The 23,281-nt window shown below is 68.0% G+C and carries 19 protein-coding genes; 8 read left to right on the top strand and 11 right to left on the bottom strand.

Annotated elements, in window-relative coordinates; genetic code table 11:
- The first annotated feature begins 6 nt into the window (after positions 1 to 6).
- The 3 genes from E7T09_RS02360 (at position 7) to E7T09_RS02350 (ending at position 4,986) form a co-directional block, all read left to right on the top strand.
- Positions 7 to 1,746, top strand: a complete 1,740-nt coding sequence (locus tag E7T09_RS02360; protein ID WP_136387522.1) for an ABC transporter ATP-binding protein — start codon at positions 7 to 9, stop codon at positions 1,744 to 1,746.
- Entirely contained in the window at positions 1,743 to 3,782 is a 2,040-nt protein-coding gene (locus tag E7T09_RS02355; protein WP_136387521.1) for an ABC transporter ATP-binding protein, read from the top strand. The genes E7T09_RS02360 and E7T09_RS02355 overlap by 4 nt, the downstream gene beginning before the upstream one ends.
- A 91-nt stretch (positions 3,783 to 3,873) precedes the next feature.
- Positions 3,874 to 4,986 (top strand): WD40 repeat domain-containing protein, encoded by a 1,113-nt coding sequence (locus E7T09_RS02350; RefSeq protein WP_168734661.1) that lies wholly within the window; start codon positions 3,874 to 3,876, stop codon positions 4,984 to 4,986.
- A 3-nt stretch (positions 4,987 to 4,989) separates the two neighbouring features.
- Here the strand turns inward: E7T09_RS02350 and E7T09_RS02345 are convergent, their stop codons facing one another.
- The 4 genes from E7T09_RS02345 to hpf form a co-directional block, all read right to left on the bottom strand.
- Entirely contained in the window at positions 4,990 to 7,002 is a 2,013-nt protein-coding gene (locus E7T09_RS02345; protein WP_136387519.1) for a translation factor GTPase family protein, read from the bottom strand.
- Positions 7,003 to 7,164: 162 nt separating this feature from the next.
- Positions 7,165 to 7,536, bottom strand: coding sequence for a hypothetical protein (locus E7T09_RS02340; RefSeq protein ID WP_168734660.1), 372 nt, complete (start codon positions 7,534 to 7,536; stop codon positions 7,165 to 7,167).
- On the bottom strand, positions 7,537 to 8,619 hold the full coding sequence (locus tag E7T09_RS02335) for a butyrate kinase (RefSeq protein ID WP_136387518.1): 1,083 nt from the start codon (positions 8,617 to 8,619) through the stop codon (positions 7,537 to 7,539).
- 99 nt (positions 8,620 to 8,718) lie between these two features.
- Complete coding sequence (hpf, locus tag E7T09_RS02330) at positions 8,719 to 9,285, bottom strand: ribosome hibernation-promoting factor, HPF/YfiA family (RefSeq protein WP_136387517.1); 567 nt, start codon at positions 9,283 to 9,285, stop codon at positions 8,719 to 8,721.
- A gap of 254 nt (positions 9,286 to 9,539) precedes the next feature.
- Here hpf and E7T09_RS02325 point away from each other — a divergent pair, with 254 nt between their 5' ends.
- Entirely contained in the window at positions 9,540 to 10,226 is a 687-nt protein-coding gene (locus tag E7T09_RS02325) for a TetR/AcrR family transcriptional regulator (RefSeq protein ID WP_136387516.1), read from the top strand.
- 107 nt (positions 10,227 to 10,333) lie between these two features.
- Here the strand turns inward: E7T09_RS02325 and E7T09_RS02320 are convergent, their stop codons facing one another.
- On the bottom strand, positions 10,334 to 10,531 hold the full coding sequence (locus tag E7T09_RS02320) for a hypothetical protein (protein ID WP_136387515.1): 198 nt from the start codon (positions 10,529 to 10,531) through the stop codon (positions 10,334 to 10,336).
- 133 nt (positions 10,532 to 10,664) lie between these two features.
- Between E7T09_RS02320 and pgi the strand changes: the two genes are divergently transcribed.
- A complete protein-coding gene (pgi, locus tag E7T09_RS02315; protein WP_136387514.1) occupies positions 10,665 to 12,302 on the top strand; it encodes a glucose-6-phosphate isomerase in 1,638 nt (545 codons plus the stop codon).
- Between the two features lie 82 nt (positions 12,303 to 12,384).
- Here the strand turns inward: pgi and E7T09_RS02310 are convergent, their stop codons facing one another.
- Entirely contained in the window at positions 12,385 to 12,870 is a 486-nt protein-coding gene (locus E7T09_RS02310; RefSeq protein WP_136387513.1) for a DinB family protein, read from the bottom strand.
- 8 nt (positions 12,871 to 12,878) lie between these two features.
- A complete protein-coding gene (locus E7T09_RS02305) occupies positions 12,879 to 13,688 on the bottom strand; it encodes a pyruvate, water dikinase regulatory protein (RefSeq protein ID WP_240741573.1) in 810 nt (269 codons plus the stop codon).
- Between the two features lie 182 nt (positions 13,689 to 13,870).
- On the opposite strand from E7T09_RS02305, the gene ppsA reads away from it, so the two are divergent.
- The 3 genes from ppsA (at position 13,871) to E7T09_RS02290 (ending at position 18,053) form a co-directional block, all read left to right on the top strand.
- Positions 13,871 to 16,270: a phosphoenolpyruvate synthase gene (ppsA, locus tag E7T09_RS02300; RefSeq protein ID WP_136387511.1), complete on the top strand. Its 2,400-nt coding sequence runs from the start codon at positions 13,871 to 13,873 to the stop codon at positions 16,268 to 16,270.
- Positions 16,271 to 16,335: 65 nt separating this feature from the next.
- Positions 16,336 to 17,001, top strand: a complete 666-nt coding sequence (locus tag E7T09_RS02295) for a DUF2625 family protein (protein WP_136387510.1) — start codon at positions 16,336 to 16,338, stop codon at positions 16,999 to 17,001.
- Positions 17,001 to 18,053, top strand: coding sequence for an aminoglycoside phosphotransferase family protein (locus E7T09_RS02290; RefSeq protein ID WP_136387509.1), 1,053 nt, complete (start codon positions 17,001 to 17,003; stop codon positions 18,051 to 18,053). The genes E7T09_RS02295 and E7T09_RS02290 overlap by 1 nt, the downstream gene beginning before the upstream one ends.
- Here E7T09_RS02290 and E7T09_RS02285 read toward each other — a convergent pair.
- The 4 genes from E7T09_RS02285 to E7T09_RS02270 all read right to left on the bottom strand — a co-directional run bounded on the left by E7T09_RS02285 (position 18,009) and on the right by E7T09_RS02270 (position 23,176).
- The gene (locus E7T09_RS02285) at positions 18,009 to 18,719 is read right to left on the bottom strand and encodes an HAD family hydrolase (RefSeq protein WP_136387508.1); all 711 of its coding nucleotides are present in this window, start codon (positions 18,717 to 18,719) and stop codon (positions 18,009 to 18,011) included. The genes E7T09_RS02290 and E7T09_RS02285 overlap by 45 nt on opposite strands.
- Before the next feature lie 25 nt (positions 18,720 to 18,744).
- Positions 18,745 to 20,685, bottom strand: a complete 1,941-nt coding sequence (locus E7T09_RS02280; protein ID WP_136387507.1) for a S8 family peptidase — start codon at positions 20,683 to 20,685, stop codon at positions 18,745 to 18,747.
- Between the two features lie 75 nt (positions 20,686 to 20,760).
- Positions 20,761 to 21,852 carry a DNA polymerase IV gene (gene dinB, locus E7T09_RS02275; RefSeq protein ID WP_136387506.1) on the bottom strand — a complete coding sequence of 364 codons (1,092 nt, stop codon included), beginning with the start codon at positions 21,850 to 21,852 and terminating at the stop codon, positions 20,761 to 20,763.
- 121 nt (positions 21,853 to 21,973) lie between these two features.
- Positions 21,974 to 23,176, bottom strand: a complete 1,203-nt coding sequence (locus E7T09_RS02270; protein ID WP_136387505.1) for a 23S rRNA (cytosine(2499)-C(5))-methyltransferase — start codon at positions 23,174 to 23,176, stop codon at positions 21,974 to 21,976.
- Between the last annotated feature and the right edge of the window lie 105 nt (positions 23,177 to 23,281).

Genomic DNA, 23,281 nt, shown 5'->3' with positions numbered 1-23,281 from the left:
GTTCCGATGCTGATCCGCCTGATCCTGACGTATGCCCGGCCGTACACCAGAGCCATCCTGGCCGTGCTGGCACTGCAACTGGCGACGACCCTGGCCGCCCTGTATCTACCCACCCTGAACGCCGAGATCATCGACAAGGGCGTGGCCGTAGGCGACACCGCCTTCATCCTGCACACCGGCGGGTGGATGCTGCTGTTCAGCCTGCTTCAGATCGGCGCGACCGTATGGGCCGTGTACTACAGCGCCCGAACGTCGATGGGCCTGGGCCGTGACCTGCGGGCCGCAATCTTCCACCGGGTCGGCACCTTCTCGTCGCGCGAGGTGGCGCAGTTCGGCGCACCCACCCTGATCTCGCGCACCACCAACGACGTCACGCAGGTGCAGACGCTGATGTTCATGTCGCTGGCGATGATGGTCAACGCCCCGATCTCCATGATCGGCGGGATCATCATGGCGCTGCGGCAGGACGTGGCCCTGTCGTGGCTGATCACGGTGGCCGTACCACTGCTGATCCTGGGCGTGGGCCTGGTGATCCGGCAGATGCTGCCGCAGTTCCGGATCGTGCAGACCGCCATCGATTCCGTGAACCGCGTGCTGCGCGAGCAGATCACCGGTATCCGCGTGGTGCGGGCCTTCGTGCGCGAGGACGTCGAGACCGCCCGTTTCGGGGAAACGAACGCCACCCTGACGGACGCGGCCCTGACGGTAGGCCGCCTTCAGGCCCTGGTCTTCCCCATCGTGATGATCGTGCTGAACGTGTCCACGGTGGCGGTGCTGTGGTTCGGCGCGGGCCGCGTGCAGAACGGCGAGATGCAGGTCGGCGCACTCACCGCGTTCATGGCCTACCTGATGCAGATCCTGATGGCCGTCATGATGGCGACCTTCATGTCCATGATGATTCCGCGCGCCTCGGTGTCGGCCGAGCGGATCAGCGCCGTGCTGGACACGGACTCCTCGGTGGTGCCGTCCGCACATCCGGTCACCGCTGCGCTGCATGCCGCCGATATCGAACTGCGGGACGTGTCGTTCCAGTATCCGGGCGCGCAGGTGCCGGTGCTGGAGCACGTGTCCTTCACGGCAAGACCCGGCCAGACGACCGCCATCATTGGCAGCACCGGCGCGGGCAAGACCACGCTGCTGAACCTGATTCCACGCCTGTTCGACGCAACGGGCGGCAGCGTGCGCCTGGGTGACGTGGACGTGCGCGACCTCGACCTGGACAGCCTGTGGCCGCACGTGGGCTTCGTGCCGCAGCGGCCCTTCCTGTTCTCCGGCACGGTCGCCAGCAACCTCCGCTACGGCAAACCCGACGCCACCGACGAGGAACTGTGGGACGCCCTGCGGATCGCGCAGGCCGAGGACTTCGTGGCCGCCATGGACGGCGGCCTGGACGCGAAGATCGCGCAGGGCGGCTCGAACGTCTCCGGCGGCCAGCGCCAGCGCCTCGCCATCGCCCGCGCCGTGGTACGCCGCCCGGACGTGTACCTGTTCGACGACGCCTTCTCGGCCCTCGACCTCGCCACCGACGCCCGGTTGCGCCGCGCGTTGAAACCGGTGACGCAGCACGCCACCATGATCGTGGTCGCCCAGCGGGTCTCGACCATCGTGGACTTCGACCAGATCATCGTGCTCGACGACGGCCGGACCGTCGGCCAGGGAACACACGACGACCTCCTGCTGACCTGCCCCACCTACCAGGAAATCGTGCAGTCCCAGCAGGCCGCCCAGGACGAGGTGGCCGCATGACCCGTGGCGAAGGCGTCCGCAGCGAGGAGGAACGCGCCGCCGAGGCCCGGCGTGGCCCGGCCGGCGTCCGCCGGGGCGGGCCGCCCCACATGCAGATGGGCGTGCCCGGTGAGAAGGCGTCGAACTTCGGCCCGTCCGCGCGCCGCCTGCTGGGCAAGCTCGCGCCCTACCGCGCCCAGGTGGCCGTGATCGTGCTCCTGTCGGTGCTGAGCGTGGCGCTCAGTGCGCTGGGGCCGCGTGTCCTGGGCCGCGCGACCGATCTGATCTTCTCCGGGTTCATCAGCGCCCGTCTGCCCGCCGGCACGACCAAGGAGGCGGCGCTGGAAGGGCTGCGCGCCAGCGGCCAGGGCCGCATGGCCGACCTGCTCGCCTCCATGACCCTCACGCCCGGCCAGGGCATCGACATGACCGCGCTGGGCCGCGTGCTGCTGCTCGCCCTGGGCCTGTACGTGATCGCGGCCGGGCTGCAGTGGCTGTCCGGCTACCTGCTGGCCAGCGTCATCCAGGGCACCGTGTCGCGCCTGCGCACCGACGTGGCTGCGAAGCTCAACCGCCTGCCCCTGCCCTACGTGGACGGCCAGCCGCGCGGGGAACTGCTGAGCCGCGTGACGAACGACGTGGACAACGTGGGCACCAGCCTGCAGCAGACCCTGGGGCAACTGCTGGTGTCGCTGCTGACAGTGGTCGCCGTGATCGGCATGATGTTCAGCCTGTCGTGGCTGCTCACCCTGATCGCGCTGGTCACCATTCCGCTGTCCATGGCCCTGACCGGCGCGGTGGCCAAACGCTCGCAGAAGCTGTTCGTGCGGCAGTGGAAGCACACCGGGGAACTGAACGGCCTGATCGAGGAGACCTTCACCGGGCACGGCCTCGTGAAACTCTACGGCCGCCAGCAGGAGGCCGACGCGTCCTTCAAGGTCAAGAACGACGAACTGTACGGCGCGGCCTTCGGAGCGCAGTTCATCAGCGGCACGATCATGCCCGCCATGATGTTCCTCGGGAACCTCAACTATGTGGCCATCGCCGTGGTCGGCGGCCTGCGGGTCGCGTCCGGGCAGCTCTCGCTGGGCGACGTGCAGGCCTTCATCCAGTACTCGCGGCAGTTCACTCAACCGCTGACGCAGGTGGCCTCCATGGCGAACCTGCTGCAATCCGGCGTGGCCAGCGCCGAGCGGGTCTTCCAGGTGCTGGACGCGCCTGAACAGCTGCCGGACGCGGTGGCCACGCCAGCCGCGCGGCCGACGCCTGTGGCGCGCGGAGAGATCCGCTTCGAGGACGTGAGCTTCTCGTACACTCCGGACCGGCCTCTGATCCAGCACCTGAACCTGACCGTGCAGCCGGGCCAGACGGTCGCCATCGTCGGCCCCACCGGCGCAGGCAAGACGACGCTGGTGAACCTGATCCTGCGCTTCTACGAACTCAGTGGCGGGCGCATCACGCTGGATGGTGTGGACATCACGGAACTGCCCCGGCGGGAACTGCGCTCAAGGATCGGCATGGTCCTGCAGGACACCTGGCTGTTCGCCGGCACCATCCGCGACAACATCGCCTATGGCCGCACCGGTGCCACCGACGCCGAGATCCTCGCCGCCGCGCAGGCCACCTACGTCGACCGCTTCGTGCACTCGTTGCCCGCGGGCTACGACACCGTGCTCGACGACGAGGCTGGAAACATCAGCGCCGGCGAGAAGCAGCTCATCACCATTGCCCGCGCCTTCCTCGCAAACCCCGATCTGCTGATCCTTGACGAGGCCACCTCCTCGGTGGATACCCGCACGGAACTGCTGGTGCAGCAGGCCATGGCCGCCCTGCGAAGCGACCGCACGAGTTTCGTGATCGCGCACCGGCTGAGCACCATCCGCGACGCTGACCTGATCCTGGTCATGCAGGACGGGCAGATCGTCGAACAGGGCTCGCACGAGGAACTGCTCGCCCGCCACGGCCTGTACGCCGGGCTCTACGCCGCCCAGTTCAGCGGCGCGGCCGACGAGGTGACCGCAGCAACGAAGTCTGACCACCGGATTCCCGTGTCATGACGAATGCTGGAAAAAGTGAGAGTGCAGCGTTGCACCCTCCGAGCCCATGTCGAACCCTCCTCGAATACATGCCGGTTGTGGAAGCCAGTGCATGATCATCACACTCTTCGATCGGCTGGGAGAGGAGCGAAAGAAAGACCGTCAGGGGTTCCCTGGTGAACGACCCATGGAGTTCGACCGCGTCAGCCCTGACGGCTCTGGGCTTGCCATTGTTGAGGCGGATCACCACTTGAGGATTGTTGACGCGCGAACGGGTCACACGCGCTGGCACGCACGCATTCAACAGGACGCGATTGTCACAGTCATTTGGAGCCCGGACGGTCAACTGCTGTGCTCCAGCGGTGAGGAGGGCTGGGTCACGCTGATTCGCGCGTCATCTGGTGCCATCATCTGGTCGCATCACCTTGGCGAGTGGACACAGGGCCTGGCCTTCAGCCCCGACAGCGAGTGGATCGCGGTCGGCTCCCATTCCGAGGCGCTTCTCATCCTCAACGCGGCGACCGGTGTGGAACAGTGGCATGTCGATCTCGGCTTAGCGGTGTACGCAACGTCATGGAGCCATGACGGCGAGTTCATCGCCGCTGCGGGCGAGTACAACCTGCTGGCCGTGGTTCATGCCAGAGACGGCTTAGTGGTCTGGCAACTGCCCACCGGCCGAAATTCCGACGTGTGGGCCAGCGTTCGCTGGCACCGTACAGCGCCACTCCTGGCCGCGCTCAGGTATAGCGGCGCCGAACTGGTGGTTTTCAACGCCCGAACGGAGCAGCAGGTGTTCCAGGCCAGAACAGAGGACGTGCAGATGTTTGATGTCGAGTGGCTGACTGGGCGTGATGCACTCCGCGTCTCCCTGGCCACAGGCGGCACCGTCGAGTATCAGCTCGCACTGGACACTCCGCCTCAGACGGCAGATGTGGCTCTTCCCTCTACGGCCCGGCTGGCCGCCCAGACGGTCATCACGTACAACGCCGCGACGGAACTGCTCAGGATCACCCGGTCGGACAACACCCTGCTGCTGACGCGATTCGGTGAGGTCATCCATCTCCGAAGCACACGCCTCAATCCGGCTGTCGTACAACCAGAGGACATTCTGGCCACCACGCCTGGTGCAGGCGATCAGTTCGTATGGCGCGAACGCGAGCTCGACAGCGGGCAGCTTCGATGGTACCCGTTCAGTGCGTTCTGGACAGGGCAAGCTCCTGACTGACGCTTAGGCGTTCGCCAGGACGGCCTTTCGATCCTCGATGACCTTCCTGGCGATGTGCTCGGGCACGTCCTGATATCCGTGTGGTTTGACGCTGAAGGCGCCCCGGTCGCCGGTCAGGCTTCTCAGGTCGGCGGAGTAGGTCTGCAGTTCCGATTGCGGCACGACGGCGGTCACGGTGATGACGGTGCCTTCGGGTTCCATGCCCTGCACGCGGGCGCGGCGGGTCTGGAGGTCGCCGATCAGATCGCCGGTGAACTGGGCGGGCGCGCGGACTTTCAGGAGCATCACGGGTTCCAGCAGGCCGGGCCGAGCGCCTTCCAGCGCATTCTTCAGGGCAAGGCTGCCAGCGGTGCGGAACGCGATGTCGCTGCTGTCCACGTCGTGGTAACTGCCGTCGAGCACGGTCACGTGGATGTCCTGCAGGGGGTACCCGGCGAGGCTTCCCCGGAGCATGGCGTCCTGCACGCCCTTCTCGATGCTGGGAATGTACTTGCCGGGAATCGCGCCGCCCACCACGGCACTCTTGAAGCCGTAGCCCTCGCCGGGCTCGATGCGGATCTTGCAATCACCGTACTGGCCGTGCCCGCCGCTCTGTTTCTTGTGTTTGCCCTGCGCCTCGCTGCTCGCGTGGATGGACTCGCGGTACGGAATCTGGGGGGGCGTGGTGGTGACGTTCACGCCCAGCGCAGCGAGTTTCTCGATGGCGATGGTGGTGTGCATGTCGCCCATGCCGCTCAGGAGTTGCTCGCCCGTCTGCGCCTCGCGCGTGAAGTGCAGGGTGGGATCCTCCTCCATCAGGCGGGCGATGGCCACGCCGATCTTGTCCTCGTCCTGCCGCGTGACGGGATGCAGGGCGACGGTGTGGGCCGGGTCAGGCAGCCACAGCGGGTCGTATTCGATGGGCTGGGCCGGATCGGCGAGGGTGTCCCCGGTGTGCAGATCCGAGAGTTTGGTCAGGACGCCGATCATGCCCGCCTGGAGTGCCGGTACCTCGGTCAGATCCTTGCCGTTCATGACGTACAGGTGCGCGGGTTTCAGGTCGATGCCGCGCGTGGTATTCCGCACGGTGTCGCCGGGTTTCAGGGTGCCGCTCCACACGCGGATGTACGCGATCTTTCCCACGAAGGGGTCGATGCTCATGCGCCACACGCGGGCGCTGAAGGGCGCGTCCGCGCGGGGCTCGCGGGTCTGTCCGTCGAGGCCGGTCACGGGGCCGCGTTCCCGCCCCGAGCGCAGGCCATCCACCAGCAGGTCGCTCAGGACATCCAGACCCACCCCGGTCGTGGCGCTCACGGGCAGCACTGGGTAGAGGGTGCCCGTGTGGGTGGCGCGCAGGAGGGCGGTACGCAGCTCGTCCTCCGTGATCTCCTCGCCCTCCAGGTAGCGGTTCATCAGGTCGTCGTCCGTCTCGACGATGGTGTCCACGAGGTTCTCACGTGCCTCGCGCAGCACGGTTCGCAGGGCGTCCGGCGCCGCCTGCCCGCCGGAGGTTCGACCACTCAAGACGTCCACGACGTCCGTGAAGTCCGTTCCCTCTCCAACAGGCACGGCGACGGCCGCCGAGGAGCCCTTCAGGCTGGCCTTGATGTCGGCTAGCACCGCGAAGAAGTCCGCGCGTTCGCGATCCATCTTGTTGACCACGACCAGCCGCGGCATGGAGAAGCGGTCGGCGGTGGCCCACACGCGCTCGGTGCCGACCTCCACGCCGCTCACGGCGCTAACGACGATCAAGGCGGCGTCAGCGGCGCGCACAGCCCCCCGGATCTCCCGCACGAAGTCCGCGTAGCCGGGCGTATCCAGAATGGTGATCTCGGTGTCGCGGTGGGTCAGACGAACCACGCCGGTCGAGATCGAGAAGCCGTGGGCCCGCTCGGCGTCGGTGTGGTCGCTGGCGGTCGTGCCGTCCTCCACACGGCCCAGACGCAAAGTGGCCCCGCTACGGTGCAGCAGGGCTTCGGTCAACGTGGTTTTACCAGCGCCGCTGTGCGCGGCGACACTCACAATACGGACGGGCACTTGAACCACCGATCCTTTCAGGGTGAACGGCAGGGCTGGCGGACGGACGCCGGCAGACAGTCAGGTGTGTAGAGGCGAGTGTACACCTGCCGCCCACCGGCACAAGTGCCCGTTCCCTGCACGTTCGCTCATCACCGTGCCACGGTGCGTTTGGAGCACCACTCAGCGCTGCTGATCCCGGACGGCGGCCAGGGTCTCCTCGAACTCGTCGAGAAATTCATCTTCCAGGGCGCGGTCGCGGATCAGGGCGTCCTGCGCGGTGGTCGCCTGTTCGCGTGTCCAGCGCACGCGGGCCTGCCGCGCGCCGCTCACGTTGCCCTTCCCCGCAATGAAGCGCGCCGCGTGCCGCACAGCCTGGGTGGGGTCGTCCGTTGGCGCCGTGATGGACAGGTTGCGCAGGCCGCCCTGATCGTTCACAAGCGAGCAGGTCACTTCGACGCGCATGCCGCGCCGGGCCAGGAACACCTGATCGACCCGCCACATTGAGGTCGCGCGGATCGGCGCTGGAGAGACCCTTGGCGCGCGGCGGGCCACTCAGCTCCCGGCGGACGCGGGCGCCTTCCACTCGCGGGCGGCCTCGAGGCCGAGCAGCACCCGGCCGGCGCCCTCCGCAAGGGCTTCGAGTTCCAGCTCGCCGGGAATGACCAGAATCGGCGCGATCCACGCGAGGCGCCGCTCGATGCGGTCGACCACGTCCTCCCACTTGGCGATGCCGCCGGTAATCACGATGGCGTCCGGGCGGGCCCGGAGCGCTCCGGTCTGGGCGCCGACGGCCTTGCAGACCTGATGCACGAAGGCGGCCACCGCCGCCTGCACCTCGGGGTCACTGGCAGACCGCGCTTCAAGTTCCTTGAGGTTTGCGCTGCCCGCCAGGGACAGGAAGCCACCCCCGGCGGCGAGCAGCTCCAGGGCACGTTCCTCTCCGTGCTCGCGGGCCAGGGCCAGCAGCATCCGGGCGGGCAGCGGGCCGCTTTGCAGCGCGCCCAGCGGGCCGCCGTCCGGGCCGGTGCCGCTCGTGTCGACGGCGCGACCCTGCTCGAACGCGGTGACCGAGGTGGTCGCTCCCAGGTGCGCCACCACCACGCGGGCCTCGGCCAGCCGTTTGCCGATCTCGTGGGCGGCGTGACGGGCGACCACGCGGGCGTTCAGGGCGTGGAACTGGGAAACCCGCTTCAGGCCGCGCAGCCCCGTTTCACGCGCCTCAGGCAGGAGTTCATCCACGCTCTGCGGATCAACGATATACGCGGGCACCCCCCGTTCCTGCGCGACCGCCAGCGCGAGCGGGCCGCCCAGGTTGCCGGGCAGCTGCGAGCGCTCGCCCTGCACGGCGTACTCGGCCAGTTCCGGCGTGACCGGGTACGTGCCGGCGCTGACTTTCCCGATCAGGCCCCCCCGGCCGACAATGACGTCCGGCGCTTCCCAGTCCTTGGTGAGTTCCAGGATGTTCCGGACGAGTTCCGGGAGATCCGCCGCGGTGGGCGGCGCGTCCAGGGGCAATTCATCGCGGGTGAGGGTCACGCGCAGCTGGCCGGGCAGCGAGGGATTGGCGCTCGGCTTGATGAGCGCGCACGCGAGTTTCACGCCGCTGGTACCTGGATTGATCACGTACGCGATCACAACGAGGCGCAGGCTAGCAGATTGCCGCGCCGGGCCTGCGGGGCACGTGAACACAACGTGAGGGGTGGGGACGCGCCCCACCCCCGGATCACGCCGCGTTCAGGCGCTCGGTTCGATCAGGCCGAAGTGCCCGTCCTTGCGGCGGTACACGACGGCGGAATGCCCGGACTTCATGTGCACGAACACGTAGAAATCATGCCCGAGGGCCTCCATCTGGGCCACGGCGTCCTCCGGGCTCATGGGGCGCAGCTCGAAGCGCTTGGTGCGGACGATCTCAGGCCTGAACTCGCTGACATCGTCGTAGCCGGCGTTCACATCCGCCTCGGCCGGGCCGGGCTCGGGCTGCGGCACGGCGTCATGGCGGTGCTTCATGTAGCGGGTCTTGAACTTGCGCAGCTGGCGTTCGAGCACGTCGCTGGCCTTGTCGATGGCGGCGTACATGTCGGAGTGGTGTTCCTCCGCGCGGATAATCCCGTGGGGCACGTTCAGCTGCACTTCGACCCGGTTGCGGCGGGCCGCGTCGCGGACATCGCGGACGGTCAGGGTGACCCGCGCGTCCGTGATCTGGTCGTGGTACCGGTCAAGCCGCGTGAGCTTGTCCTCCACGTAGTCGCGCATTGCATCGGTGACTTCGACGTTCCGGCCGGACAGCTTGTAGATGTGCACAGACCTCACCTCGCCTTTTCCCGGCGGCGCCTGCCCTGGGGCGGGCCCCGGTAAGCCACTCTAGGCCCAGGGTTCATGAGCTGTCAGGCGAAGACCTCACAGCGAGCGGGGGGCGTTGGGGGTATGGTGGGAAATGCAGGGCTGCTCCAGCCACGCCAGCCACAGTGGGATGGCGCTCAGCATCCCAAGGGCACGTGAACACCCGATCAGGCGGCCCGAACATTCCCGCAGATCGGGCACAGTATGCTGTTCGTGTGAAGGTAGACCGTCTCGAGCAGGAGCAGGCCAGGCGTGACCGCATTGCGCGGGTCGCGTTCGAGCTGTTCGCGCGTGGCGGTCTCGAAGCCACCAGCGCGCAGGACATCGCCCGCGCTGCCTTCGTGAGCCGCACGAACCTGTACCGATACTTTCCCAGCAAGGTGCACATGCTCCTCGCCCATTTCGAGAAGGCCGTCGCGGAGAGCCGGGACGACGCCCTGGCCCGCCTGCACGCGGGCGCGAATCCGCAGCAGGTCTGGGAGAAGGTGACCACGCGCATGGCTGACCTGGGCGTCCGCTACCGCCACCTGGCGGGCGCGGTCGGACAGGCCGTGCTGGGCACTGCCCACGTGGCGCCGGAGGCCCACGGAACAGCGCCGGTCGGCCCGGCCCAGTCGGCGTCCGGCCAGCCGGGAGCGGGCCTGAGAACGGCCCTGACGCTGGGCGCCCTGGTCGAGCCGGTACTGCTGGCCATGCAGCACCAGGGCAACCTTCGACCCGAGGCGAACGTGGGCATGCTCAGCGCCCTGCTGGTCGATGCCTGCCTGCTGGCCCTGCTGCACGGTGGGCACCGCGACCAGCGGGAAGTGCAGCGTGACTGGCAGGATCGCTTCTCGCTGCTGATGTACGGTGCCCTGGCCCCTGGCGCGGTGGTTGCCTCGACCACGCCTGATCAGGAGTAAGCCAGCAGTCTTACCAATCCCAAGCGGCCCCCACCGGTCGAAATCCGGTGGGGGCCGCTTGGTACGAACTGGCGGGAGACGGGCACCGTCCGGTGCGGGTCGGATGCTCAGCGCAGGCGGGCCTGGCGCAGGCGATTGAGGATCGCGAAGACCTGACGCTGTTCCTCGGCGATCAAGGCGGAGGTCAGGGTCTGTGGCGTGTAGCCACTGCGCTGGGGAGCAGGCTGACCGGGGCGACGGTGGGGGAGCGCACTGGCCGGGGTGCCCCGCGATTCCCATGGAGTGAGTGGTCGGTTCCTTTGCATGAGGCAGGTTACGGGGCGCGTTCACACGTCCCTCTCACCGCGTGGACAATTAATTCCGGCCCTCCGGGCGGGGGGGTATCGTGGCATCGTTCGGGGGTAGGCCACCGGGCCGGGCTCCTCAGGAGGTTCACACATGACGGCAACGCTCACCAAGACCACTGCCTGGCAATCCCTGGAAAAACACGCTCAGGACAGCAAAAACATGACTCTACGCACCCTGTTTGGAGCCGACGCCACCCGGGGAGAACGCCTGAGCGCCGAGGGTGCGGGCCTTTACCTGGACTACAGCAAGAACCGTGTGACGGACGAAACGATGAAGCTCCTGCTCGACCTGGCGCGCGAAACCCACGTGCCGCAGAAGCGTGACGCGATGTTCGCGGGCGAGAAGATCAATGTCACCGAGGGCCGCGCCGTACTGCACACCGCCCTGCGGGCGCCCAGGGACGCCACGGTGATGGTGGACGGCCGCAACGTGGTACCGGACGTTCATGACGTCCTGGATCGGATGGCGGCCTTCGCGGATCAGGTGCGGAGCGGCACGTGGCTGGGTTATACCGGCAAGCCCCTGAAGAACATCGTGAACATCGGAATCGGCGGCAGCGACCTGGGGCCGGTCATGGCCGCCGAGGCGCTGAAGCACTACGCGCAGCGGAACCTGACCCTGCGCTTCGTCTCGAACGTGGACGGCACGGACCTCGTCGAGAAGACCCGCGACCTCGACCCGGCCGAGACGCTGGTGATCGTGAGTTCCAAGACCTTCACCACGCAGGAGACGATGGCGAATGCCCGGAGCGCCCGCACGTGGCTGCTCGCAGCGCTGAAAGACGACGCCGCCGTGGCCCGGCATTTCGTGGCCGTCTCGACCAATGCGGAGGCCGTGCAGACATTCGGGATCGATCCGGCGAACATGTTCGGCTTCTGGGACTGGGTGGGGGGACGCTACTCCATGGACAGCGCCATCGGCCTGAGCCTGATGCTGGCGGTCGGCCCAGACGGCTTCCGGGAGCTGCTTGCGGGCTTTCACGATATGGACGAGCACTTCCGCACCGCGCCGCTGGAGAGCAACCTGCCGGTGCTGCTGGGCATGCTGGGCATCTGGTACAACAACTTTCACGATGCTCAGAGCCACGCCGTGCTGCCCTACGACCAGTACCTCGCGTACTTCCCGGCGTACCTGCAACAGCTGGACATGGAGAGCAACGGCAAGCACATTACCCTGGACGGCCAGCACGTGGATTATCAGACGGGCCCGGTCATCTGGGGGCAGCCGGGCACGAACGGGCAGCACGCCTTCTACCAGCTGATCCACCAGGGCACCAAGCTGATTCCCTGCGATTTCATAGGGTTCTGTCAGACCCTCAACCCGCTGCCACTCGGCGATGAAGCGCCGCACCACGACCTGCTGATGGCCAACGTGTTTGCCCAGACCGAGGCGATGGCCTTCGGCAAGACGCTGGAGCAGGTGCTGGACGAGGGTGTCACGCCGGACCTGGCGCCTCACCGCGTGTTCGAAGGCAACCGCCCCACCAACACCATCCTCGCCGACCGCCTGACGCCGCGCATCCTGGGTGCCCTGATCGCCCTGTACGAGCACAAGGTCTTCGTACAGGGGGCCGTGTGGAACATCAATTCCTTCGACCAGTGGGGCGTCGAACTGGGCAAGGTGCTGGCCGGGAAGATCGTGCCCGAACTGCACGCGGCGCAGGAGCCCGAGCTGAAGCACGACAGCAGCACGAATACCCTGATCCGCCGCTACCGCACGCGGCGCTGAGCGGGTGCAGGGCCCCAAGAACCTCTGATAGAGGCGATGGGGCGGGTCTGGAACGCGCTCCCAGACCCGCCCCATCCTCTTATCAGCTCCGGCGCATCCACACGCCCCAGGTCAGGGGGCCAACCGCCTCGTCCGCGATGGGGATTCCGGCGGCCTGGAGGGCAAGTTTGATCTGGCCGTGGTGGTAGCCCTCGTGCCAGATCAGATGCTGGAGGAGCAGGAGCGGGTGATCGTAGCGGTCGTCCAGCATCCGTCCCTGCACTATCCGGCCGCGCACGGCGTCCCGCACGGCCGCCGCACTCCCGGTCAGCTCCAGGGCAATCCGGTCAGGGTCAGTCTCCGCGCGCCATTCCTCCTCAGGAATCGGACGGGCGGCCTCCGGGGCATTCTCCTCGACCAGCGCCAGCCGCACGTACGCGACGTGCGTGAGCATCTGCGCGACGGTGGGATGTCCGGGCAGGGCGCGGGCTTCCAGACCGCCGGGCGGCAGGGCCCGCAGCAGGTTCACGATGATGCGGTTGGTGCGATCCCACGAGTCGAGCAGGGTGTCCAGCAGGTCGGCGGCCATGGCGCAGCCTATCCCCGGCGCAGCGTGGTCAGGATCCCGGCGGCGATCTCTTCCACGCTGGCGGAGGTCGTATCGCGCACCGGGAGTCCGGCCCGCTGGAAGAGCTGCTCGGCGCGCCGAACCTCGAACTCGCACTGTTCCAGGCTGGCGTACCGGCTCCCCGCCTTGCGCTGCGTGCGGATGGCGTGCAGCCGCCGCGGATCGATGGTCAGGCCGTGCAGTTTCGCGCGGTGGGCCTCCAGCGGGATGGGCAGACTGTCGCGCTCGAAGTCGTCCTCGGCCAGCGGATAGTTGCTGGCGCGGACGCCGTGCTGAAGGGCCAGGAACAGGCTCGTGGGGGTCTTGCCGGCGCGCGAAACGCCGACCAGGATCACGTCCGCCAGGCCGTACTGCCGGTCGCCCAGGCCGTCGTCCGTGGCGAGGGCGAAGTCCAAGGCGTCCATACGGTTCAGGTAGTCCTGCGGGTCGTGCATGTCGTGGTGGCCGCCCACCTGCCGGACAGCCGGCACGGTCAACTCCTGCTCCAGCGCGTCCAGGCCGGGGCCGAGCAGGTCGAAGACGGCGGCAGGTGCGGCCTGGAGTTCCCGCATGACGTCCGCCTGGGTGACGGTCGTGAAGACGATGGGCCGCTCGCCCCGCGCGGCGAGGGCGCTGACCTCGCGGGCCACGCTCTGCGCGGCGGTCACGTTGGCTGTGAATGGGCGGCGCAGGTACTTGAGGGGCACCTGCGGAAAGTGCGTGAGCAGGGCGCGGGCAATGCTCTCGGCGGTGAGGCCCGTGTGGTCGCTGACGATCAGGACGGTGCGTGGCTCCGGCATGGGCCACAGTGGCATGGCCCGGGCCGGATTTCACGGTCGAGTGACCCAGATAGTCGGAACCCGGTCGAGTCCCCCAGCGGGTGACGGACAGCGGGGCGCTTTGCCGGTAAGCTGACGGGAGTTCGACACACTAATCCCCTCCGCCACCTACCCGAAAAGCCTCGTCACACCGGAGAAAGCCAATGGATATGATTCGCGTGCTGGGTACACTAAGGATGACCGACGTGGAGATCGTGGGTGGCAAGAACGCCTCGATCGGCGAAATGATCCAGGGCCTCGCGGGGGCGGGCGTGCGCGTGCCCGGCGGATTCGCCACGACGGCCGACGCCTTCCGGCTGTTCCTGAGCGAGAACAGGATCGAGGAGAAGATCGGCGCGGCGCTCACGGCGCTGGATGTGAACGACGTGACGGCGCTGGTCGCCGCCGGACGTGAGATTCGCGGCTGGGTCGAGAACGCGTCGCTGCCCGCCGCCCTGGAACACGCGATCCGCGAGGCCTACGCTGCCCTGGCACTGGACTCCGGCGTGCCCGACCCGGACGTGGCCGTGCGATCCAGCGCGACCGCCGAGGATCTGCCCGAGGCGAGTTTCGCGGGGCAGCAGGAAACCTACCTGAACGTGCGCGGCATCGAGTCCGTGCTGCACCATGTCCGGCTGGTGTTCGCCAGCCTGTACAACGACCGCGCCATCGCCTACCGCGTCCACCACAATTTTGCGCATGCGGACGTGGCCCTCTCGGCGGGCGTGCAGCGCATGGTCCGCACCGACCTGGGGGCCAGCGGCGTGGCCTTCACCCTCGACACCGAGAGCGGCTACCGGGACGCCGTACTGGTCACCGCCGCGTACGGCCTGGGCGAACTGGTGGTGCAGGGCGCCATCAATCCGGACGAGTTCTTCGTGTACAAACCTGCCCTGAAGGCGGGGAAGCAGGCCATCCTGCGCCGCACGCTGGGCAGCAAGGCGAAGAAGATGACGTATGCCGATGGCGGTGGGGTGCAGACGCTGGCGGTGCCGGAATCCGAGCGGGCCACGTTCAGTCTCTCGGACGGCAACCTGACGGAACTCGCGCGGCAGTGCGTGACGATCGAGGAGCATTATGGCCGCCCCATGGACATCGAGTGGGGCAAGGACGGCCGGGACGGCCTGATCTACATCCTCCAGGCCCGCCCGGAAACCGTGCAGAGCCGCACCGGGAAGGTTATGGAACGCTTCGAGCTGACCGGCCAGGGCCCGGTGCTGATCGAGGGCCGCGCCGTGGGCAACCGGATCGGGGCGGGCACGGTGCGCGTGGTGAAGGACATCTCGCAGATGGACAGCGTGCAGGACGGCGACGTGCTGGTCGCCGACATGACCGATCCTGACTGGGAACCCGTCATGAAACGCGCCTCGGCCATCGTGACCAACCGGGGTGGACGCACCTGCCACGCCGCGATCATCGCCCGCGAACTGGGCATTCCCGCCGTGGTCGGCAGCGGCACCGCCACCCGCGACCTCCGCAGCGGGCAGGAGGTGACGGTCTCCTGCGCCGAGGGCGATACCGGCTCCGTGTACGAGGGCCGGCTCGCCTTCCGCGTGAACCGCGTGGAACTGGACGCCATGCCCGAGATCGGCCTGAAGATCATGATGAACGTCGCCTCGCCCGACCGGGCGTTCAGCTTCGCGGCCCTGCCGAACGAGGGCGTGGGCCTCGCCCGCGTGGAATTCATCTGCTCGAACGTGATCGGCATCCACCCGCGCGCCCTGCTCGACTACCCGGACGTTCCTGAGGACGTGAAGGCCCAGATCGACGTGAAAACGGCCGGGTACGCCAGCCCCCGCGAGTTCTTCCGCCAGAAGCTCGCCGAGGGCGTGTCCAGCATCGCCGCCGCCTTCGCGCCCAAGCCCGTGATCGTCCGCCTGAGCGACTTCAAGAGCAACGAGTACGCCCACCTGATCGGCGGGCGCGCCTACGAGCCCACCGAGGAAAACCCCATGATCGGCTTCCGCGGGGCCAGCCGCTACCGCAGTCCGGACTTCGCCGCCGCCTTCGCCCTGGAATGCGAGGCCATCCGATTCGTGCGGAGCGACATGGGCCTCACGAACGTGCAGGTCATGATTCCCTTCGTCCGCACCGTCGGCGAGGCCGCGCAGATCATCGAGATCCTGGGCCGGAACGGCCTCAGGCGCGGCGACGGTGCGGTCGATGGAGATGGGGGCCTGAAGATCATCATGATGTGCGAGATCCCCAGCAACGCGATCCTCGCCGACCAGTTCCTGGAACACTTCGACGGCTTCTCCATCGGAAGCAACGACCTCACGCAGCTCACGCTGGCGCTCGACCGCGACTCCGGGCTGGTCGCCGACCTGTTTGACGAGCAGAACGAGGCCGTCCTGACCCTGATGGCCCAGGCCATCGCCGCCGCCAAACGGGCCGGGAAGTACGTGGGCATCTGCGGGCAGGGCCCCAGCGACCACCCTGCCCTGGCCCGGTGGCTGATGGAACAGGGCATCGATTCGGTCAGCCTGAACCCCGACAGCGTCATGAGCACGTGGCTGCACCTAGCCGGAGAAGGAGCTGAAAAGCAAGCGACGGTGGCGGGCTGAAATTATGGCAGGCACGTGCTGTAGCTGTTGGCAATGTGCTGGCCAGGGCTGTGTAGGCTGTTGCCGTGACCCGTCCACTGACTGATCTCATTCAGGTTCACGATCCCGCCTGGCCGCAGGTGCAAGGCGTCCTCGGTACCTCGGCAGTACCGGTTGAGGTATTGCCCGCTACACCAGAACATGCCAGCGGAGCACTGCTCTTTACTCAGGTCACTCTGAGGAGTCCGCTGGGCGCACTTGTATTTCATTCTGCGGGTCTCTTGGTCGATCATGGCTGGCTCCGGCTGCGCGGTGCTGGCGGTCATCCTCGCTGCCAGCGGGGGTTTCAGAACGCTAATCCACACCCTGGCCGTGGATATGCGGTCGTGGCCGATGACGTCCTGGGCGGGCAGTTCGCACTCAATGGTGGCGCGTTTGGGCCAGACCCAGGACGCGTCAGTTACTTGGCTCCAGATTTGCTCGCGTGGGAACCCCTGGGCATGGGGTACACCGACTTCCTAGAGTGGATGACATCCGCTGGTGCTCTGGCACAGTTTTATGCCACGGTGCGGTGGCTTGGCTGGGAGCAGGACTGCGCCCGAATGTCAGGGGATGAGGGTGTTCTGGTGTATCCGTTCCTCTGGGCTCAAGGGCCTTCAGTCTCGGAACGTCAGCGCGATGTGGTGCCCTTTGAGGAACTACTCGGCCTTCAGGCCGGATTCGTCGACCAGCTCGGTCACCCTCCGCTGTAATGGCCACCGAGCCGCCCATCGACCACGCCGCTCTCCTCGCCGCCGTGCGCTCTTCCTTCGGTCTGAACGTGGAGTCCCTGACCTTCCTGCCGGACGGTACCGCGCCTGCCTACCGGGCCGTGGGGCCGTCCGGGAAGTGCTTCCTGAAGGCCATGCCACCTACCGTGTACGGCGAGCAGGTGACCGCGCGTGCCCTGGCAGAACTGCCGCTGCTTCAGGCCCTGCGCTCGACGGGAACGCTGGGCCGTGTACCCGAGCCCATGCCGACCGTCGATGGTGGGTGGGTGGCAGACATCGATGGCTACCGGGTTTTTGCTTACGCGTGGATTGACGCGGTGAATCTGGGAGCGGACTGGGAGACGGCGCTGCCCGAGCTGGCGCTGCTGCTGGGACAACTGCACGCGGGATCGGCGAGCCTCCTGCCAGAGACCTCCGCTCTGCCGATGCCCCCCGAGGAGTTTGGAATGCCGTTCGAGGCTGTGCTCACGGACACCCTCCGAACCATCCATGAGCTGCCAGCGGACGCGCGGCCGGGGCTGCTAGCTCTGCGCGACCTGCTGGTTCCCCAGCGTGCAACGATCCTGAGTGTGCTGGATCGCGCCCAGGCGTTCGCGGAACGCGCCCGTCACCGAGCGCAGCCCTTCGTGGTGTGCCATACGGACGCACACGGCGGGAATGTCATGCGGGACGCGACGGGAAACCTGTGGCTCGTCGACTGGGAGACGGCTCGGCTGGCCCCGCCCGAGCATGACCTGTGGATGCTGCATGCCCGTCTGGCGGAGGTCCTGCCCGCGTACCGTGCGGGGCTGGGGACGGAGTTCACGACCGATCTGGATACGCTGGGCTTCTACCTGTGCCGCCGGCCGCTGGAGGATCTGGCGGCGGATATCGGCTGGATGCTGCACGAGCACACGCGTCCAGAGCAGGACGCGGAATCGCTGGGAATCATCGAGAAGTACGTGCTGCCTGGCCTGTGGAGTGTGGAGGCCGATCTGGAGCGGCTGGCGTCAGCGCTGAGCCGCACGGCCCACCAGGCCGAGCACACCGGGTAATTCATCGAGCGCGGTGACCTGGGCCACGTCCGGGAGCGGCGCGGCCAGCCCACGGCGGTTGATCCAGACGGCGTGCAGGCCCGCGTCCCGTGCGCCCTGCACATCGTTCGTCCACGAATCGCCGACCATCACGGTCTGCGCGGGTGCGACATCCAGAGCGGCGCAGGCGGCGTGATACGCCCCCGGAGCGGGTTTCGGAGCGGGCACGTCCTCGATGCACAGCACAGCGTCCACGAGGGCGTCCAGGCCGAAGTGCGAGAGTTTCTCGTGCTGCACCTCGCGCACGTAATTGGTGAGGATCGCGGTTTTCAGGCCGCGCCCGCGCAGCGTGTGCAGGAGGGTGTTAGCTCCCGCGAGCAGTTGCCAGTGGGCGCGGTAGCTTTCTCGGTACGTGACGGTGGCCCCCTCGCCGTCCGGGTTCGGCACGCCCAGTTCCGTCAGCAGGCGCGTGAAGCGCAGGACGCGGGCGCCGTGGGCATCGATCTCTCCCCGGAAGAGCAGGGGATCGATGGCGTGAATGTGCGCGGCGTGCCGGGCGAACAGGTCATCGGGGTGCAGGTCGATACCGTGCCGGGTGGCCAGGGCACCCAGGCCCGCGCGGGTGCAGGCGGTGTCATCGAAGAGGGTGTCGTCCAGATCGAGGATCACGGCTCGGAGGTGTTGCATGTGCCGGAGTCTAGCGGGCCTTCGTTCAGCGGCCCATGCGGATCAGCGTTTCCAGCGCCGCCTTCACAGTGGCGAGGGAAGCCCTGGAGCCGTTCAGCCCGGCGGACTGCACCGAGTAGGCCTGCAGCGTCAGGTCGATGCCCGTGATGTCCTGTGCGGTGGTCGTGACGGTGATGTAGTTAGGATACTCGGCGTAGGGTTCGCCCTCGTTCACCTTCCCGTCGCCGTTAAGATCTTGCCACGCGCGAACGAGATAGGATCCCGCCTGGAGGTCTTTCAGGACGTATCCAGGGGCCAAACTATCAAGGGGCAGCTGAATAGAGGCACTGCGGCGGTAATCGGGTGGCTGAGCCGGATTGCTGAGATTCATGTACAGTGCCTCGACGAGGGGAGGCCTGCTCGGCGGGGTCGGGGTGGGTGTCGGGACGGGTGTGGGCGTCACGCCCGTCAGTAAGGCGCTGGCGTCGATCAGCCCGGCCCCACATCCGTCCGTGATGTCACACCGGCTGCCGAGCGGAACGGCGCTGGCCTTCAAGCGGGCGAGCACCTGGGCGGGCGTGAGGGCAGGATTCTGCCCCAGCAGCAAAGCCACCGCGCCCGCCACGTGCGGGCTGGCCATCGAGGTGCCGTCGAGGAATTCGTACTGGTAGGTGCTGGTGGCGTCGTCGTAGGTGGTGCTCAGGACGCCGCCGGGGTACGTGTCCGCGCCGACCGTCACGCCCAGGCTGGAATTCCCGCCGGGGGCCATCACGTCGATGCGCGGGCCGTAGTTGGAGTACGGAGCGCGCCGACCGTCCGGGCCGACCGCGCCGACCGTGATCACGTCCGCGCAGTTCGCGGGCGAGATGGTGGTGGCGTCCACGTTGTCATTCCCGGCCGCGACGACGGTCACAACCCCTTTGGCCTTCAGTTGTGAGAAGACCTGCTGCTCGGCGGCCGTGCAGTCGCCGGCGCCGCCCAAGCTCAGGTTGATGACGCGGGCGGGATTCGGGTTCATGGGAGCGCCGTCGACCTTCTCGCCTGCCGCCCACAGGGTGCCCATCAGGATGTCCGCCAGCGAGCCGCTGTTCTGGTTGAGCACGCGCACCGGCAGGATCTTCGCGGCCCAGTCGACGCCGGCCACGCCGATACCGTTGTTGCTCCTGGCGCCGATGGTTCCGGCAACGTGGGAGCCGTGGTACTCGCTCCCGCCAGGATCGGTGGGATCCGTGTCGATGCCGTCCCCGTCTCCGGACTGGGTGATGTCGCTGATGAAGTCCATCCCGGGAAGCACCTGTCCGGACAAATCCGGATGGGTGATGATGCCGGTGTCCACGACGGCCACGGTGATGGCCTTGCCGGTGGTGTGGTTCCAGGCTTCCGGGAGGTTGATGGCGGGGTAATGCCATTGCAGTGGGTAGTACATGTCGTTCGGCGTGGCCAGGGCATCCATGCGCCGGTTCGCGCTGACGCTAATCACGCCCGGCTGGGCCGCCAGGGTGGTCAGGACGCGGCTGGACTGCACCGCGCTCAGGCGACGGTCTGCGCGGTACAGCGACAGGCCGATGGTCGGAGCACCCGCCGCCCGCGCGAGCCGGAGCGTCCCGACCGTCGGTACCGCGAGCGCCGAAAGCGTGGCGGAGACCGTCTGGGCCGACAGGCCCGTCCGCGACACGATCAGGTACTCGCCGGGAATGACCGCGCCGGACTGCAGCGTCGAGTGCGCGGCGCCCTGCACGGCCCAGGGCTGACCGCCGGAGGCCCGCAGCACCTCGCCGGGCCGCAGCGGGCGCGTGTGCGGGAGGGCCGTGGAGGTCGCGCCGGGCAGCGTGACGGTGCCGCTGATCGTGGAGACGGGGACGGGCTGCGGCGTGCCTCCACCCGTGGTGCCGTCGTCACAGGCCCCAAGCAGCGCGCTCAGGATGGTCAGGAGCGGGATGGTCAGACGTCGGGGCAGCACGGTCGCTGGAACCACGTGGGTGGGCATGATCCCTCACGCTAACTGACCACGGGTCGCGGCGTGTCCTCAACTCCTGACGCCACCTTTAGCCTCCGTCGGGGGTCAGGCGTTCCAGGCGAGGCCGCCGAACAGCTGGGGCTGGCTGGGCGTCTCCCCCACCGGACACAGGCCGGCGGCGGTGATCCCGGCGAGCCGCACCCCTCGGCCGGCGAGGAGGCCGGACGTGAGGAGGCGGGCGGCCAGTTCCGCCAATTCCGGCGCTCGGTGGACGGCGCCGGGCAGCGTGACGCGGCGCGTGATGACCCGTCGGTCGTCGAATTTCAGTTTCAGGATCACGGTGTGCGCGGCCAGTCCAGCCCGTGCCAGGCGGCGTTCGACGCCCTCAGCCAGCACGGGCAGCCGGGCCTGGACAGCCTGGATCGTGCGGAGGTCGTCGCTGTAGGTTTCCTCGGTGCCGATGCTCTTGGACGGCCGGTCCGGTTCGACGGGACGGTCATCCAGACCGTGGGCAATGCGCCAGAAGTGCGTGCCCATCGCGCCGAACCGCGTCACGAGGTCGTCCTGGGAGGCTGCGCGGAGCTGCGCGCCCGACTGGATGCCCATCGCGTCCAGCCGGGCCGCCGTGGCCGGGCCGATGCCGTGGAACGCGCCCACCGGCAGGCGAGCGAGCAGGGCGTCCACCTCGGCAGGCAGGATGACGGTCAGGCCGTCGGGTTTGTTCATTCCGCTGGCGAGTTTGGCCAGGAACTTGTTCACGCTGACGCCCGCCGTGGCGCTCAGGCCCGTCTGCTCGCGGATACCGGCCCTGATGGCCTGCGCGATGCGCGTGGCACTCGGCCCGCCCATCCGGGGCGTGGTGACGTCCAGGTACGCTTCATCTAGCGAGAGGGGTTCCACCAGAGGCGTGTAGGTCTGAAATACACTCCTGATCAGGCGGCTGACCTCGCGGTAGGCCTCGAAGCGCGGTTCCACGACGCGCAGGTCAGGACAGCGTTCCAGCGCGCGGTACAGCGGCAGGGCCGAGTGCACGCCGTAGGGGCGGGCCTCGTAGCTGGCCGTGAGCACCACGGAGCGTCGGCCGCCCCAGGCGACGGCCAGCGGCCGACCCCGCAGCTGCGGATCGTCCCGCTGTTCCACGGACGCGTAGAAGGCGTCCATGTCGACGTGGATGATCTTGCGCGGTATGGCCTCCACACCACCATGTTACGCCAGGAGCGTAATCACACGCAGTTGAAGGTGGGCGGATCGCCCAGGCCGAATCTCTTCTCCTACGTCCTATCCGACCTCCCTGTTTACATGACCAGCCGGGGCGTGATCAATCGAGCTGGACGTAGATCGCCTTCAGGTACTCCGCCTCGGGGAACGAGGCGTGATGATCCGGCGCGTGACGGGTCGTGTGAAGCTCCCGCCACGTCCGACCACTGCGATCGGCGGCGTCCCGCACGGCGTCCCAGAATTCCTCGGCGCTGACGTGCGCGGAGCACGACGCGCTGACGAGCATGCCCCCCCTCGCCAGCCGCCCGATCCCGTCGGCGGCGAGTTTCCCGTAGGCGCGGATGGCGCCCGCCCGCTCGCTTTCACGCCGCGCCAGCGACGGGGGGTCGAGGATCACCAGATCAAATTCGCGATCCGTGTGGGCCAGCCACGCGAACACGTCTGCCTGCACGGTCTCGTGCGGGGCCGTGAGCTTCGGGTTCAGGGCGTAATTCTGCTCCGCGCTCGCCAGGGCGTGGGCGCTCAGGTCGAGGCTGATCACCTCGCTCGCCCCGCCGCGCGCCGCGTACAGGCTGAAACCGCCACTGAACGAGAAGGCGTTCAGCACCCGCCGCCCGCGCGCGTACTTCTCGACCCGGCGGCGGTTCTCGCGCTGGTCGAGGAAGAATCCGGTCTTCTGGCCGCGAACCACCTCCGCCTCGAAGGCCAGCCCCGTCTCGTGAAAGACCACGGTACCGTTCCCGACGTTTCCGGCGAGAACCCGACCGTCGTACAGCCCCCCATCGGCCGCGCGCTGCTGGATGTTGCGGCTCAGGCGCAGCACCACCGCGAAGGCCGGGAAGCGGTCGGCCAGCAGCGCCAGGACGCGCGGAAGGTGTGGGAACCACGCGGCGGTGTACAGCTTCACGACCAGCGTGCGCGCATACCGGTCGATCACCAGGCCCGGCCAGCCGTCCGATTCGCCGTTCACCAGCCGGTAGCCGTCCGTGTCCGGCCCGAACAGCGGCGCGCGCAGTTCCAGCGCGGCGTCCAGGCGGGCGGCCCACCACGCGTCGTCCAGGGTGGCGGGCGTGCCCTGGTGCAGCACCCGCACCCGCAGCGGCGAGTCCGGATCGTACAGGCCGATGGCCAGGAACCGGTCGCGGCGGTCGTAGATCACGGCCAGTTCGCCCGGATCGCCCCCGCGGTTCTGAGCGCGCAGACTGGACTCGTACACCCAGGGGTGCCCGGCCCGGACGTGCGCCTCGGCGGCCGGCGACACCCGCAACCGGAGGCGGGAACGGGGAGCGGGAGCGTCCGGCATCCGGTCAGGGTAGCGCAGATAGGCCCTGCGGGGCCGGGCCTTCATTGAGAACACCGCAAGGCGAACGGTCAGGCGCCCCCCGGTTCTGCACGCCTGGATGCGCGA

The organism is Deinococcus sp. KSM4-11, from assembly GCF_004801415.1.
Taxonomy (GTDB): Bacteria; Deinococcota; Deinococci; order Deinococcales; family Deinococcaceae; genus Deinococcus.
The sequence above is the reverse complement of the archived record's forward strand: the minus strand, read 5'-3'. Positions and strand labels throughout refer to the sequence as shown.

Coding starts and splice junctions, on each gene's coding strand:
- E7T09_RS02360 (WP_136387522.1), top strand. CDS start 7: ATGCTGATCCGCCTGATCCTGACGTATGCCCGGCCGTACACCAGAGCC.
- E7T09_RS02355 (WP_136387521.1), top strand. CDS start 1,743: ATGACCCGTGGCGAAGGCGTCCGCAGCGAGGAGGAACGCGCCGCCGAG.
- E7T09_RS02350 (WP_168734661.1), top strand. CDS start 3,874: ATGATCATCACACTCTTCGATCGGCTGGGAGAGGAGCGAAAGAAAGAC.
- E7T09_RS02320 (WP_136387515.1), bottom strand. CDS start 10,531: ATGCAAAGGAACCGACCACTCACTCCATGGGAATCGCGGGGCACCCCG.
- pgi (WP_136387514.1), top strand. CDS start 10,665: ATGACGGCAACGCTCACCAAGACCACTGCCTGGCAATCCCTGGAAAAA.
- E7T09_RS02310 (WP_136387513.1), bottom strand. CDS start 12,870: ATGGCCGCCGACCTGCTGGACACCCTGCTCGACTCGTGGGATCGCACC.
- E7T09_RS02305 (WP_240741573.1), bottom strand. CDS start 13,688: ATGCCGGAGCCACGCACCGTCCTGATCGTCAGCGACCACACGGGCCTC.
- ppsA (WP_136387511.1), top strand. CDS start 13,871: ATGGATATGATTCGCGTGCTGGGTACACTAAGGATGACCGACGTGGAG.
- E7T09_RS02290 (WP_136387509.1), top strand. CDS start 17,001: ATGGCCACCGAGCCGCCCATCGACCACGCCGCTCTCCTCGCCGCCGTG.
- E7T09_RS02285 (WP_136387508.1), bottom strand. CDS start 18,719: ATGCAACACCTCCGAGCCGTGATCCTCGATCTGGACGACACCCTCTTC.
- E7T09_RS02280 (WP_136387507.1), bottom strand. CDS start 20,685: ATGCCCACCCACGTGGTTCCAGCGACCGTGCTGCCCCGACGTCTGACC.
- E7T09_RS02270 (WP_136387505.1), bottom strand. CDS start 23,176: ATGCCGGACGCTCCCGCTCCCCGTTCCCGCCTCCGGTTGCGGGTGTCG.